The following is a 15031-nucleotide window of genomic DNA, read 5'->3' on the forward strand; positions in this document are numbered from 1 at the left end:
TATGAGTGACTTTAAATCAAAAACGTCAATATCAAGACGAGCTTTTCTCAAAGGAGGGGCAGCAGCAGCATGTGCCGTTGCAGGCACCTCTTCTGTGGCTCGTGCAGCAGCAGCCCTTGAAAAGGGTGAACCCATAGCAACATTGCTGGATATAAGCAGATGCGTTGCCTGTGAAGAGTGCGTTTACGCCTGCCGTCAATCCAATGCTGATAAATATCCAAAACCGGAAAAACCTTTTCCTGTTATGTATCCTTCAAGGGTTCCGGTTATGGACTGGTCTGATAAAACAGATATTGTTGATAGGCTGACCCCATACAACTGGCTTTATATCCAGACCGCAACTGTGACAGTTGATGGAGAAGAGAAGGAGATCAATATCCCGAGACGCTGTATGCACTGCGTTAACCCGCCCTGTGTAAAGCTTTGTCCCTGGGGAGCTGCAAAACAGTTTAAAAATGGTATTTCTCAGATTGATTCTGATATATGCCTTGGCGGCTCAAAATGTAAGCAGGCGTGTCCATGGAAAATCCCAGAACGCCAGACAGGAGTTGGGCTTTATCTTGATATACTGCCTGCTTTTGCCGGTAATGGCGTTATGTATAAATGTGATCGTTGTTATCAACTGATTGCCGAAGGTAAACTTCCTGCCTGTGTGGATGCCTGTCCTGAAAATGTTCAGACAATTGGTCCAAGGGATGAGATTATCCGTAAGGCACATGAGCTTGCTGAGAGTATGAACGGTTATATTTATGGTGAAATAGAAAATGGCGGAACCAATACAATTTACGTCTCTCCTGTGCCATTTGATCAGTTGAACAAAGCTGTTGAAAAAGGAAATGGAAAGCCCCATCTTGATAATGTTGAAGATGCAATGGCAACTGGTAATAATCTGGCCAGAGCCATGTTGCTGGCACCATTGGCAGGAGTGGCTGCTGCCTTTGGTCGGTTTTATAAAATCAGCAGGGAAAAAAAATCAGCGTCCGGAGGTGATCTGTGAGCTCCAGCAATTCGGGATTTAATGAGAGAACCGTAAGGTTTATATATCTGCTGACTTTTATTTTCCTTGTTCTTTCAGGATTTGGACAAATGCCCATTTTCAAGAGATACTATATTGCAGATATTCCAGGGTTTGGATGGCTTGCTCAATTCTATGTCACCCATGCAATTCATTATATTTTTGCATCTGTTCTCATTGGATTATCCTGTTATGTTGTGCTTGATCACATCCTTGACAGGGAAAAAGATCGAAGAATTACCAAAACCGGATATGCAAAATCTGTCATGCTTATTGGACTCATGGGGACAGGGGGATTCATGGTTTACAAAAATATCTCCGGCGTATTTTTCCCCCATAATATGATTATTGCTTTGGATATTGTGCATTTAGGCTTATGCATGATTCTTATGTTTTACAGTTTTTATACTGTGATAGCTAAAAAATCATGGGTCAGGCATCCAATAAACGATATTTTACAAAAGATGGAGTGAAGAGCTGAGAAAATTCTGGCTGAAGATCTGTGCAGTGTAAAGCCGGAAATAAAATTTTTCATAAAAAGGGCATCTTTCATTTATCGGTGTACTCTTTTTTTGAACCATGATTTTCTTGATTACAGGATTAGCTTGATTATAATCATGTTAATCCTGTAATCCTTTTAATCATGGTTCAAAATTTTCCGAAAAGTGTAAACTTCTTTTGAGTCGATATGAAAGATGCCATAAAAAGGAGTGTTTCTATCCCATGCCTATATTTGAATACCAATGTGAAAAATGTGGGAAGCAGTTTGAGAAGCTTATTTTTGCAGGGGATGATAAGGAGAAGATTGTCTGCCCTGAATGCGGAAGCCGGGAAGTCAGAAAGATGATAAGTGCTTGCAGTTTTATGGGGGCAAGTATTGGTACCTGTGCATCAGGGTCACCAAAGGGATTTTCGTGAGCCGGTTGATTCTTACTGCGGCAGGTTGTCGCAGCATCATCCCTTGAAACAAAGAAAAAATCCACCTCCCTTGAAAGCATCGGGGGAGACAGTGACAACTCGTCAGCCGTCACTGTTTGCCACAAGGGAGCTGGATTTCAGGGATTTCCCTTTTTTAAATTTTTTTCAGGAAATCCCTAAACTATAATCATCTTTTGTAAAAAAAGTCTTAGTATGGGATTTTTTTACTCATCCAATTGACATTCACACCAGAATTTTTCCATTCTTTTTCTAAGACCTGCGGTATAGCCTTCCCAATCTTCAATGGGGTACATTGCAAGTCCCTCTTCCATGGCAGCTTTGGCAACAGCAACAGCTTCCCATTCAATGACCCTTGGATCAAAGGGTTTTGGAACAATATAGTCCTTTCCGAATGTAAAATCCTTTCCATCGTAGGCATCTTTTACAATTTTCGGCAAAGGCTGGCGGGCAAGGTCTGCCAGGGCTTTTGCTGCAGCAAGCTTCATGCCTTCTGATATTTTCTTGGAACCTACATCAAGAGCACCTCTGAAGATAAAAGGAAAGCCCAGAACATTGTTTATCTGGTTGGGATAGTCAGAACGCCCTGTTGCCATTATTACGTCATCCCTTGTAGCTGTGGCCAGTTCATAGGTGATTTCAGGGTCAGGGTTGGCCATTGCAAATACAATGGGATCCTTGGCCATGGATAAAAGCATCTCAGGAGTTACACAATCTTTCTGTGATACTCCGATGAATACATCAGCACCCTTCATGGCATCTTCAAGGGTTCTCATATCAGTATCAAGTGCAAAAAGCTCCTTATACTTGTTCATGCCCTTTTCGCGTCCTTTATATATCACACCTCTGGAGTCACACATGGCAAGATTTTCATATTTTACACCAAGTGATATAAAAAGCTTGGCACATGAAATACCCGCAGCTCCTGCTCCGTTAAAGACTACCTTTATATCCTCAGCTTTTTTACCGGTGATTTCTAGGGCATTTATAAGACCTGCTGAACTTATTATAGCTGTACCGTGCTGATCATCGTGGAAAACCGGAATATCGCAGATATCAATAAGGGTCTCTTCAATTTCAAAGCACTCAGGAGCCTTTATATCCTCAAGGTTTATGCCACCAAATGTAGGTTCCATGGTTTTGACAATATCAATAATTTTTTTGGGGTCTTCTGTGTCAAGCTCTATGTCAAAGACATCAACATCTGCGAATCTTTTGAACAGGACACCTTTACCCTCCATAACAGGCTTGCTTGCCAGGGCACCAAGGTTTCCCAGTCCAAGAATTGCAGTGCCGTTGGAAACAACAGCAACCAGATTCTGGCGACTGGTGTGCAATCTTGCTGTTGTTGGATCCGCTGCAATTTCCTTTACCGGAAGAGCTACACCAGGGGTATAGGCCATGGAGAGATCCTTGGCGGTGATACATGGTTTGGTGGGCATAACCTGGATTTTACCTGCGATGGGAAGACAGTGATAATTCAATACATCCTGTTTAAAATTTTCCATTTTTAACTAATCCTTAATTTTATTATTGTGTTGTCATTTTACTCTGACATAAATATGCACATGGTTATAGATGATAAGATTGGCAAATTCAATATGTAGATGTTAAAAAAATCAATTGTCTGAAAATAATTGATTTTTGATTATCTGATTAATAATAGTTATTTTACTGAACGCTGTTTATTTTTTGTATTGACTGCTGTCGGTTGAATTGACTGTTGTCTGTTATTTGTGTTCTATGCAGTTTAGCAATAGGTGTGCCATGTTGAGAAAAGAGTTTTTTAAGGGGTGTTTTTAAAGGGGATGGGTGAAGGCTGTTAAATATGGATATGTTAAATGTCTATCAATTACAGTATATTATAAGAAAAAAAGGTGGGACAAATAATTTGAGGTTAATAACTTAAAAAAGACAAATTTGGACTTTATGATATATATGATGAATTCTAAACCGTCATGGCCGGAGTTCGGCCACCCCCGATCATGGAAATAATGTATCTATTTCCACGGTAAAAAGGCGAAAAACTACCGGGTAATGGTGAATTTTCGCCGTGTTTTTCAATATATAAAAAATAAAAAAGGCTGCCCGTTTCCAGGCAGCCTTTTTTTAGGTTTAAAAGAGTAAAGATTGTCTTATATATTAGTCAGGAAATCCTGATTATTACAATCTCTCAAAGATTGCAGCAGCACCCATTCCGCCGCCTATACACATGGAAACAATACCATATTTTCCATTTACCTCTTTAAGGTTTGCAAGACAGGTAGCAGTGAGTTTTGCTCCGGTGCATCCCAGTGGATGGCCAAGTGCAATTGCTCCGCCGTGGATGTTTATTTTATCCATGGAATTTTGAAGGCCAAGCTCTCTTATGCAGTAGAGTGCCTGGGAAGCAAATGCTTCGTTGATCTCGAAAATATCAATATCCTCAATTTTCAAACCAGCAATTTCCAGAACCTTTGGAATTGCATATCTTGGGCCTACACCCATCTCATCTGATTTGCACCCTACACTTGTATAGGCAACAACTCTTCCAATTGGCTTGAGGCCAAGTTCATCACATTTTGCTTTTGAGGCAATGATTGTGGCGGCAGCACCATCTGTGGTCTGTGAGGAGTTACCGGCAGTTACGCTTCCGTTTACAGCAAAAACTGTGCGAAGTTTTCCAAGACCTTCAGGTGTGGACTCACGGATACCATCATCTATGGAGACAATGAACTCCTCTTTTTTGAAGGTTCCATCAGGCTGCATAACATATTTGTAGGCAGGTGTGGGAACTATTTCAGTAAAAAGTCCTTCCTTTGCTGCCCTTGCGGCCTTGGCCTGGGACTCTGATGCAAATTTATCCTGATCTTCCCTGGAAACATTATAGCGGTTGGCAACATTTTCTGCTGTAATACCCATGGAAATATACATTTCAGGATCGGTTGTGGAGTATTCCGGATGTGGTCTTGGAACATTTCCGCCCATTGGTACAAAGGTCATGGATTCAACACCTGCACCCATTGTTATCTCTGACCATCCCATCTGTACCCTTGCAGATGCAAGAGCTATGGCCTCAAGGCCGGATGCGCAGAAGCGGTTTACAGTTGCACCGGAAACACTGTCCGGGAATCCTGCCATTTTTGCTGCGATCCTGCCAATATTTAGTCCCTGCTCTGCTTCAGGAAAGGCGCATCCACACATGACATCTTCGATATCTTTGGCTTCCAGACCTTCTGTTCTGTCAACAGCAGCTTTCATGATAAATGAAAGGAGTTCTTCAGGTCTGGTCTCTTTAAACTGACCCCTTTTCTGCTTGCAGCCAGGGGTTCTTACTGACTGTACAATATATGCATCTCTCATTGGAATATCTCCTTTCTTAGTTTCTAAGCGGCTTGCCGGTTTTCAGCATGTGGTCGATTCTGGCAATGGTTTTTTCTTCTTTTGTAAAATCAACAAATGCTTCTCTTTCCAGTTTCAGGATGGTCTCTTCAGGTACATCACTGTTTTTATTCACATTACCGCCACTCATTACATAGGCAATGCGTTTTGCAAGGAAGGCATCATAGTCGCTCATGAATTTTCCATTGAGCATATTGAAAAGTTCTGCATTGATCATACCCTGGGCAGCATTTCCCATTACCCTGACAGGTTTTTTCATTGGCGGTGCATAGGCATCGTCAACCATTCTCAAGACCTCTTTTTTGGCTTCGCCAATGAGGTTGTCTCGGTTGAAAACAATGCGGTCATTTGCACTGAGGAATCCATTGGAGCGTGCCTGGGCTGCGGACATGGAGACCTTTGCCATTGCAACATTCATGAATGCAGGAATAAATAGTTTTGCAAGATCAGTATCTTTGGCAACGCCTGCAGGAAGAGCATCAATAAAACGTTTCCAGATATTAAGACATCCACCGCCGGCAGGAAGAAGGCCTACGCCAATCTCAACAAGCCCCATGAAAAGCTCTGCATGTGCAACCATTCTGTCAGCACCAAGGCAGGTTTCACATCCGCCGCCAAGGGTCATGCCGTAGGGAGCTGCAACAACCGGAAATGGAGAGTATTTAGCTTTCTGGATTCCTGTCTGTGCTCTTTCAAGGAATGCATCAAGTTCAGCATATTTTTTGTCATGGGCCATTTTTGAAACAAGGGAAAGATCTGCTCCGGCAGAAAATGCACCTGGCATGCCACCTGCCTGGTTGCCTATTACAAGGCCAACACCATTAGCATCAACATAATTAAGAGCTTCTTCAATGGTGTCAATGATTTCGGCATTGAGGGCATTCATCTTGGTGTGGAACTCAAGACAGAATACACCATCTTCAATGTCAATAAGGCTTGCAGAATTGTTTCCAAGAACAAGCTTGTTATTACCCTTTGCTGCTGCAAGAGATACCATTGTATCACTTACAGGAACTGCCTTGTATGAAGATGATGCAAAATCATAGAAATATTTTACGCCGTTCTCAAGTTTGTAAAAGGATTTGTTACCGGCATTGAGCATGGCCATTACATTTTCAGGCACTTCAAGACCTTCGGCTTTCATGCGTTCAACGGCCTCTGTTACTCCATAGGTGTCCCACATCTCAAATGGACCCATCTCAAAGTTGTAGCCCCATTTCATGGAGTTATCAATTTCAATAATGGTGTCGGATATCTCTGGGATTCTGTGGGCAGCATACTGAAAGCTGTTTGCGGCCATTTTCCAGGCAAACTTTGCACCCTTGTCATCGCCGGTCAGGACGCACTTGATCTTTTCCGGAAGTGTGGCTTTCTTTTTTGCTTCGTCAAGACATGGAAATGTCGGACGTGTCAGATCTTCATATTCAAGGGTTGCAGGGTTAATAACCTTGCGGATTTTTTTCCATTCTGGTGTAAGGTCTGTTTTGTAGAAACCAGCTCTTGTTTTGTTGCCGAGCTGTTTGTTCTCAACCATTGTTTTAACAAATTCGGGAACTACAAAAGCATCTCTTTGCTCATCATCAGGACACATGTCGTAGGAGTTCTTGGCCACATGAGACATGGTATCAAGACCAACAAGATCAGATGTTTTAAAGATAGCTGTTTTAGGACGACCAAGGGCAGGACCGAAAAGAGCATCCACTTCAGGTATGGTAAGTCCATCTTCCAGCATGGCATTCATTACAGCACCAATGCCCTGGATACCGATACGGTTACCTACAAAGTTCGGGGTATCCTTTGCCCATACAATACCTTTACCAAGGTTTTTCTCACCAAAGGCAGCCATGAACTCAAGGACTTCAGGAAGAGTCTCAGCTCCCGGGATAAGCTCAAGAAGATGCATGTAACGTACAGGATTGAAAAAGTGAGTTCCCATGAAATGCTGCTTGAACTCTTTACTCAAACCTTCTGACATATCTTTGAGTGGAATACCGGAGGTGTTAGATGTGATAATTGCACCTGGTTTACGGATTCCTTCAAGACGTTTGAACAGATTCTGCTTGATTTTGAGGTTTTCAACAACAACCTCACAAATCCAGTCACATTCAGCCAGTTTGTCAAAATCATCCTCAAGGTTGCCTGTCTGAATCAGAGTGGCATCCTTTTTGGTCATAAAAAGAGATGGGGCTGATGCAAGGGCTGCATCCATACCGGCTTTTACAATTCTGTTTCTTGCTGCCGGATCGTTTTTTTCTTCGTCCTTCAAATCAAAGGGCACAATATCCAAAAGCAGCACTTTTACTCCAGCACCGGCAAGAAGGGCAGCAATGCCACCTCCCATTATTCCTGATCCGATTACTGCAGCCTTTCTGATCTTTCTACTCATGACTACCTCCTGTGTATGATTAATAATACCTTTCATTGACTGTGAATGAGTATTCATTTCTGATTACCAAAATATTATGATGTGTGTCAAGGAATTTTATTATAAAATTTTAAAAAAAAATATTTGTATTGCAATATATTGTTAATTATTTTAAGTAGAACACTCATTTCAAAAATGATTTCAGATGTTTTTTGAATTTGAAAAGTTTTTCATGTTAAATAATGAATTTATATTCATGGAAACATTTGCATTATATCCGAATCTTAAGACCATTTTGAAAATGCCTTGTCTGCCTTGCCAATGGAATCATCTTCTGGTAAATAGTTCGATGTTGTTGTGGTTGATGATATCAATTGATAATAAAACGGATAAATTTCTATAGATTGTTCAAAATAGACATCTTTAAAACCTGCATGTTCCGTGATTCAAGGAATTTGTCTTCTTAAATGGGTAAGTTGTTTAAAACCTATTCCTAAAAATCAAGCTAAGCCCTTAATCATGAAAATCATGGTTCAAAAAAAGTGTAAACCGACAAATGAAAGATGCTTGAAAATACTTTTATTCTGGAGAAATGAATGGAGCCAAGACCTCTTAAAAGCATATCCTGCTGTCCAGCCCCTAATATTGATCTGCTGGCTGATTTTATAACCTGTCTGCAATATGAATCAGGTGAAATTCCCTGGCATCAGGGGGGGAAAACTGATCCCTGGGATCTTGTTGAATCTGCCATGGGACTGAATGTGGGGGGGCGATTCCATGAGGCTGAACGGGCATTTGACTGGATGGCAGCCAATCAGAATGACAATGGTTCATGGTTCTCTTCCTATATAAAAGGAGTGCCTGAAGACAGGACAATGGAGACCAACATGAGTGCATATATTGCCACAGGGGTTTTTCATACATGGCTTGTCAGGCGAGATTATGCATTTCTGGAAAAGATGTGGCCATGCATTGAAAGAGCCATAGAATTTGCCTTAAGCCTTCAGACAGAACGGGGTGAAATATATTGGGCAAAGAGTCCCGAGGGCAATATTGACCCAATGGCGCTTTTAACCGGTTGCAGCTCAATTTTTATGAGCCTTAAATGTGCTATTTCCGTTGCTGCAATTCTTGGCAGAAACGTACCTGAATGGGAAAATGGTTTTTTTCGTCTCGGTAGCACGATACAGGACAATATACATATCTATAATATAAGTAAGTCCCGATTTTCCATGTACTGGTTCTATCCCATCCTTTCAGGTGCTCTTACAGGGGATGCTGCTGCAAGAAGGGTTGAGAAATACTGGAAAAAATATGTGGTGGAAGAGCAGGGTGTTCGATGCGTTTCCGACAGACCGTGGATCACAATGGCTGAAACATCGGAATTTGTGCTTGCACTCAATGCCATGGGAAACTCAAAGCTTGCAAGAATTGTATTTTCCTGGATTCAGGAGAGAACATTTGAAGATGGTACTTTCTGGTGCGGCTACACATTTCCGGATATGGTGATATGGCCAGAGGAGAAAATATCCTGGACAAACGGGGTGGTATTAATGGCCGCTGATGCCCTTTACGGTCTGACTCCTGCATCCACACTTTTTAACCATGATGCATGGGACGGTGCTTTGTTTAAGGGGATTGTGTGAAAATTAAGTTCATAGTATAGGAATTCCCATTTTTATCCTGCAAAAGCAAGTGGTTATGGAAAAGCCCGCCCGAAGGGCGCTAAGTTCTGGCGGAGCAAAATTAATTATTATGTTATGTTTAGAAAGATACTGACAATAGAATTTTTACGATACCATCAATATTGGCAACCATTAAATAAATGAGACGAGATCACCGACCATACATAATAAAGAAAATCTGGTTTGGATTCCTGAAACTATATGTCAGGCATTTTCTGGAACCCCAGCTTGAGGCTCTCGGTAATAATTCCTATGTAGTCAAACCCTGGCATGTTGAGGTTTTTGGCGAGCCTGTGACCATAGGAGAGAACATTACGCTTTTGGCATCACCTGACAAGAGAACCCGACTTACTGTCTGGTCAGACAGAAAAGATATTCCAGGCATCTTAATAGGAGATCATGTGTTGATATCCCCAGGGGTGCGGATCAGTGCTGCCCAGGAGATTGTTATAAGTGATAACTGTATGATAGCAAGCAATGCCTATATAACCGATTCTGACTGGCACGGCATATATGACAGAAGTCTGCCCCCTGAAAAAGCATCCCCTGTAAAACTTGAACCAAATGTATGGATAGGGGACAGCGCCATCATATGCAAAGGTGTAACCATTGGTGAGAACAGTATTATAGGGGCAGGTGCTGTGGTATCCTCTGATATTCCTGCCAATGTTATTGCTGTTGGCAATCCTGCAAGGGTTGTCAGGGAGCTTGACCCCAACAGAAAAATCATTACCCGCAGGGACAGGTTCGGGGATACTGATCTTGTAAACATGAATCTTGATCTACAGGAGAAGGCGCTTCTTAAGGGCAATACACTCATGGGATGGATTCGCAATATGATCATGCCCTCAAAGAGAGATTAAGAATTTAGCGTCCTTCCTTCAGAACTTAGCGCCCTTCCTTCGGGCGGGCTTTTCCATGATAACCTGCTTTTGTGGGATAAAAATGGAAATACCTATACTATAACGTACATGGCTGATGACCGCCACAATCGAAAAGATGAAAGTCATTTAAAAAACAGGCTGTTACCGAGACTTTCATATAAAAATTATTGAGTGTACCCTTCTTTAAACTATTCTCTCCCTCTCCTGTCATGGAGAGGGGGCTTGGGGGCATACGCATCAAGCTAAGGTTTTCAAAGCCTTATCAGACGGGTTTTTCTAATTTTTGTTGTTAAGATGTTTGATTTTATATTTATAATAAAAACAAAGTCTTATATTCTTAGCTTGATGCGTATGGGCTTGGGGGTGAGGTTTCATAGCAACAACTGACGCCGGATATTCAAAAAAGGGTACACTCAAATTTATTTGTGGTTCTGGATGCTCTGGTTCAAATTGAGAAACGGAAGCGGTGATGCAGCATTTGGGTCAATAATAAACATGTGATTTCCATTCTGAAGCTCTGTCAATGCCTTCATGCTCTCAAGTTTTATGTATCCATCAATTCCCACAGCCTCAATTATTCTCCTTTTTGCCTCAGCTTCAGCCTGGGCTTTAATCAGAACTGCCTGGGCGTCAATTCTTGCAGCTTCAAGTTTTGCATTTGCCGAGATAAGTAGTACCTCTTTTTTCTTGTTGGCTTCAATAATTTCTGCACGTCTTTCTGCTTCAGCCTGGGCCTCTTTACGCTCCTGCTCAACTTTGAATTTTTTTAGCTCCTCCTTGGCCTTTTCTGCTGCCTGGGCTGCCTCTTTTTTTCTTAAAACCGCATCAGTAATGATTTTGGGAAGAATTACATCCCGTATCAAAAGTTTTTCTATTTTTATGCCTTTTTCGGCAAGCATCATCATTCCGTTCAAAAGTTCCACCTGGATACGCTGCTGTATTACCTGATCATAGAATTTTTCCGCGGTTTCAACACTTTTGCCAAGTTCACGCATCTGGCTTCTGAGTAATGGAATCATGTGTACCTCAATCACTTCCTGTGGAGTGCCTGTCTCCTTTAGCATATACGGGGCTTTTTCCTTGATAAGACGGTACTGAATGGAAAGGTCAAACTGGGTGAGCAATTGATCCTTGCTTGGCACCGCCATTGACTCTTTATGGGTTTTCTGCCTTGCATCAAAAAGCGTTATATCAAGAAGCGGATTGATAAGGTGCATTCCCTCGGGAAAAACATCTTCCTTTACCTTTCCAAAAAGAGTTGCAACTCCCACATGACCTGCCGGAATGGTTGTTAGACAGTTCATAACGGTGATCATGATGCCGATAATAATGGCAATCGGTAACAAAATCGCTTTTATTCGTCCGGTTTTTCCGGTTGATCTGTCACTATTTGAGCTGTCGTTCATTAATGCTTTTTCATCTGTGGCCATTTTTTTATCCTCCGTTTTTTGATGTTGTTAGTCTGCGAAGATTGTTTTGTGGTGCTTTGTCAAAGTCAAGTTAAAAGTATTATATAGTTTTTCATGGGTCAACATATAACATGGGGCAACAGATAAAATGAATTTCAATTAAACTCATATCATTGAAATGCCGATGAGATAACTACAGGCTGATAAACTGTATGATACAGTATGGTAAGCTCCATGTTACCTCCAGATAAAGTGCATGGAGAAACAGTAAGAGACATGATGAGGGGGAATTTTCAATGAAAATCACGGCATCGCAACTCTCGTTTAATTCGGAAAGATCCTATGAGGAGCAGCGAGTTTCAAAAAGGAGCGTGGAAACACTTGAGGACAGGATTTCCCTTGATGGAAAGCAATTAAAAAAGTCGGGCAAAGAGAGGATGGAATCCAGCTTTGTCAATATTGCATCAAGAAAGCGTCCGAGGCTTTTTTCAAGGCTTACCGAGATACCAGCTCCTAATCCGGAAGAGCAGATTAACGGAGACCCCAGACTTGCTGCCATGAAACGGATGATTGAGAGCATGACCGGAAAGAAAATCAAACTTGACAATATTGCAGGATTTAACAAAGACAATGTGTCCGGAAGTGAGCTTGCCTCTGCAAATGATTTGTCTTCAATGCGCTCACCAGGTATTTTCAACCGTTTTCCACCAAACTCTTCAATTTTTTCTGTTAATACTCCATTCTCTTCATCCTCTTTTAATTCAAATGAAGTTTCACTGAAATTGTCGGGGCAATCATTAGATATGCCGGATATTCCTGTTCAGAAAGTAAGAATAACAGAAGTAAATTCTCTTTACGAAGCTGAAACCACAAAGTTCCAGGCACAGGGAACAGTCAGAAACGCTTCTGGTGAAGAGATCAACTTTTCCCTGAATCTTGATATGGCAAGGGAGTATTATTCAGAAGAAAGAATCCAGATGACAGGTGATGCAGTGCTTGTTGATCCCCTTGTGGTTAATTTCGGGGGAAGCGCGGCAGATTTGACAGATGTAAGGTTCAAGTTTGATCTCAATTCAGATGGAGATGATGAGGAGATGATTCCCTGGCTCAAATCAGGAAGCGGTTTTCTGGTGTTTGACAGAAATAAGGATGGAGTAGTTAATAACGGCAGTGAACTTTTTGGCCCCCAGAGCCAGAATGGATTTGAGGAGCTTGCACAGCTTGATGAAGATGGAAACGGCTGGATTGACGAAGGAGACTCAGCTTTTGAATCTCTCTCTGTGTGGTCAGGAGCGTCTCCTGAAACAGCAACATTACAGGGCATCAGGGATAAGGGAATAGGGGCAATTTCGGTTTCAAGTGCTGAAACTCTCTTTGCTGTCAAAGAGGAAGAGAACAATTCAACTCTTGGTCAGATCAGAAGAACCGGAATATATCTTGAAGAAAATGGAAAGGCCGGAACTATTCAGCAGCTTGACCTCTCAGTATGATAAATGCTATGTTTTTGACATTTTATATTGATGGAAATTTGATGGACAATGTACCTTATGTCAGGTAACGTTGATGCACTTGTATCTTGACTCCATAATGCTCTGATAATGTACCTTATGTCAGGTAACGTTGATGGAGCAGATGCATTGGGAGAATGTCAAGATTGCGTTCAACACGTTTGTTGTGATGATTGAATATAACGCACTTTACAGCATCATCAATTCTGCTTGAGGGTTCCACAACAACGCCGCGATAATTTTTTTGGTAAAATTTTTTGTCCATGTTGGTAAATTCACTGTCAGAGTAATAGGTATCAATAAGTTCATCGGAAAGCTTGAAAATGAGATGCCTGGGCAGAAAGAATTTGATGACAAGTCTTATTAATGCATCAAGGTAGGGGGTGTGAAACTGTTCTCCATCTCTGTTTTCTTTCTGCATTATTTCTATTGTTTTACCTATGGATGAGCCTTTTTTATATACCCTTTCGGCTGTGATAGCCTCAAAGGTATCGGCAATACTCATAAGACGATAGAACTTTATTGTATCAGGTTCAATCTCCTTAAGAGCCTGCTGGGCTTTGGGTGTCAGATAATCGTGGAAAGATGTATATGTGTCAGGGGTAATTCCATAGCTGTGAGGAATTTTTTTGTTCTCTTTTATATGATGCATTGCCATTACAAAGGATTCAAACGTCAGATTAATCTGGTTATTGGAGCTCAATATAAAGGAGAACAGTACATGACTTTTCATTATATCGCTTTCAAGCTGAGTAAGGCGACCTTTTTTATATATAATTTCATTTGGAATAAGAGCCTTGCCACAGTCGTGTGCAAGACATATTATGCTTAGTTTCTCATAATCCTCTTCATCAAAATCATCCAGTTCCGTTGCAAGCGTAAGGGATATCCACGCTGTTTTCATGCTGTGCTGGATCGTTTCTCCAGTATTATTTTTGTTAAGGTTGAAAAGGCTTTGTTCATTTTCAATTATTTTTTTCAGGGCAGCAACAGTTCCTATGTAGTTTTTTTCCGAAGTAATTACGCTGTTGGCAAACTCAAGGTATCCCTGTACCTTATCAAAATGATTTTGAAATGAGTTAATTTTGTACTGGTTGAGTGCCTGGCTTATGAATGTATGGACACTTGACTGAATTTCCGGAACATCCTCATCTTTAATACTATTCATAAAGGCCACTTTACTCATGATGATCTGACTCATGGCATCGTAAAGGGCATGATTTTTTTCATTTTCTGTGATATCGGTATTGTTGACCTTAAAGTTGATTTTAAGGCTGTCAAATGTTCTTAGAAGTGCAATAGTGATACGTGTGTTGGCTGATGCAATAAGGTCATTCTGGTAGTAAGTGTTCAGAGCAAGCTGCTTACCAAGAATAGGAGTGAAAATGGATTTGAATTTTTCCTTGAATATTCCTTTTGCAGGGTCTTGGAAAATACTCTCCTCCCTGCTTAGTTTACCCAGTGGAAAATAGAGCAGCTTTGTTTTATTTGTCTTGTTTTCATAATCCATCTGTTTTTCCTGTTAAACGGATATGTCTCCAATTCAGCCGCCTAAAGACAAAAAATTTGTGCCTATTTCGGCATGTTTCATTTTCTGGTTTACACTTTCATGAAGCAGAACCCCATTTTTAGGTAATCTCTCACAAAAAAGTGTAAAGAACTTTTGGGGTCATATGAAGGGTGGCCCTATTTCCACAATGAAAGTTCTTATGATTAGTATGTTTTTTCATCTGATGACTTAATTTGTAGAACAGGCACTGTTTTATGGCAAGGAAAAAATAAATGCTAAAATCGCTACAGACTCCCAAATACATTAACCAGGCACAAATGCTTTCCAATAAAGTTAAA

General features: G+C 41.1%; 11 protein-coding genes. 6 read left to right on the forward strand and 5 right to left on the reverse strand.

Annotated elements, in window-relative coordinates; all coding sequences use genetic code 11:
- Nucleotide 1 precedes the first annotated feature (1 nt).
- The 3 genes from MTBBW1_RS16500 to MTBBW1_RS16510 all read left to right on the forward strand — a co-directional run bounded on the left by MTBBW1_RS16500 (nt 2) and on the right by MTBBW1_RS16510 (nt 1933).
- Nucleotides 2-997 (forward strand): 4Fe-4S dicluster domain-containing protein, encoded by a 996-nt coding sequence (locus tag MTBBW1_RS16500; RefSeq protein WP_080804976.1) that lies wholly within the window; start codon nt 2-4, stop codon nt 995-997.
- Entirely contained in the window at nt 994-1488 is a 495-nt protein-coding gene (locus MTBBW1_RS16505) for a hypothetical protein (protein ID WP_080804977.1), read from the forward strand. The genes MTBBW1_RS16500 and MTBBW1_RS16505 overlap by 4 nt, the downstream gene beginning before the upstream one ends.
- 250 nt (nt 1489-1738) lie before the next feature.
- A complete protein-coding gene (locus tag MTBBW1_RS16510) occupies nt 1739-1933 on the forward strand; it encodes an FmdB family zinc ribbon protein (RefSeq protein ID WP_080804979.1) in 195 nt (64 codons plus the stop codon).
- A gap of 224 nt (nt 1934-2157) precedes the next feature.
- Here the strand turns inward: MTBBW1_RS16510 and MTBBW1_RS16515 are convergent, their stop codons facing one another.
- The 3 genes from MTBBW1_RS16515 to MTBBW1_RS16525 form a co-directional block, all read right to left on the reverse strand.
- The gene (locus MTBBW1_RS16515) at nt 2158-3459 is read right to left on the reverse strand and encodes a malic enzyme-like NAD(P)-binding protein (protein WP_080804981.1); all 1302 of its coding nucleotides are present in this window, start codon (nt 3457-3459) and stop codon (nt 2158-2160) included.
- Between the two features lie 655 nt (nt 3460-4114).
- Entirely contained in the window at nt 4115-5293 is a 1179-nt protein-coding gene (locus MTBBW1_RS16520) for a thiolase family protein (protein WP_080804983.1), read from the reverse strand.
- Nucleotides 5294-5309: 16 nt separating this feature from the next.
- Nucleotides 5310-7718: a 3-hydroxyacyl-CoA dehydrogenase/enoyl-CoA hydratase family protein gene (locus tag MTBBW1_RS16525; RefSeq protein WP_080804985.1), complete on the reverse strand. Its 2409-nt coding sequence runs from the start codon at nt 7716-7718 to the stop codon at nt 5310-5312.
- Nucleotides 7719-8293: 575 nt separating this feature from the next.
- Here MTBBW1_RS16525 and MTBBW1_RS16535 point away from each other — a divergent pair.
- Nucleotides 8294-9343 (forward strand): phenyltransferase domain-containing protein, encoded by a 1050-nt coding sequence (locus MTBBW1_RS16535; RefSeq protein WP_080804989.1) that lies wholly within the window; start codon nt 8294-8296, stop codon nt 9341-9343.
- 179 nt (nt 9344-9522) lie between these two features.
- Nucleotides 9523-10245 carry an acyltransferase gene (locus MTBBW1_RS16540; RefSeq protein WP_080804991.1) on the forward strand — a complete coding sequence of 241 codons (723 nt, stop codon included), beginning with the start codon at nt 9523-9525 and terminating at the stop codon, nt 10243-10245.
- 440 nt (nt 10246-10685) lie between these two features.
- On the opposite strand, the gene MTBBW1_RS16545 is transcribed toward MTBBW1_RS16540, so the two are convergent.
- Nucleotides 10686-11696, reverse strand: coding sequence for an SPFH domain-containing protein (locus tag MTBBW1_RS16545; RefSeq protein WP_080804993.1), 1011 nt, complete (start codon nt 11694-11696; stop codon nt 10686-10688).
- A 275-nt stretch (nt 11697-11971) separates the two neighbouring features.
- Between MTBBW1_RS16545 and MTBBW1_RS16550 the strand changes: the two genes are divergently transcribed.
- A complete protein-coding gene (locus MTBBW1_RS16550; protein WP_080804994.1) occupies nt 11972-13165 on the forward strand; it encodes a hypothetical protein in 1194 nt (397 codons plus the stop codon).
- A gap of 115 nt (nt 13166-13280) precedes the next feature.
- Here the strand turns inward: MTBBW1_RS16550 and MTBBW1_RS16555 are convergent, their stop codons facing one another.
- Nucleotides 13281-14693 carry an HD-GYP domain-containing protein gene (locus tag MTBBW1_RS16555; RefSeq protein WP_080804996.1) on the reverse strand — a complete coding sequence of 471 codons (1413 nt, stop codon included), beginning with the start codon at nt 14691-14693 and terminating at the stop codon, nt 13281-13283.
- Between the last annotated feature and the right edge of the window lie 338 nt (nt 14694-15031).

The sequence above is a fragment of the Desulfamplus magnetovallimortis genome (assembly GCF_900170035.1).
In the GTDB taxonomy this organism is placed as follows: Bacteria; Desulfobacterota; Desulfobacteria; order Desulfobacterales; family Desulfobacteraceae; genus Desulfamplus; species Desulfamplus magnetovallimortis.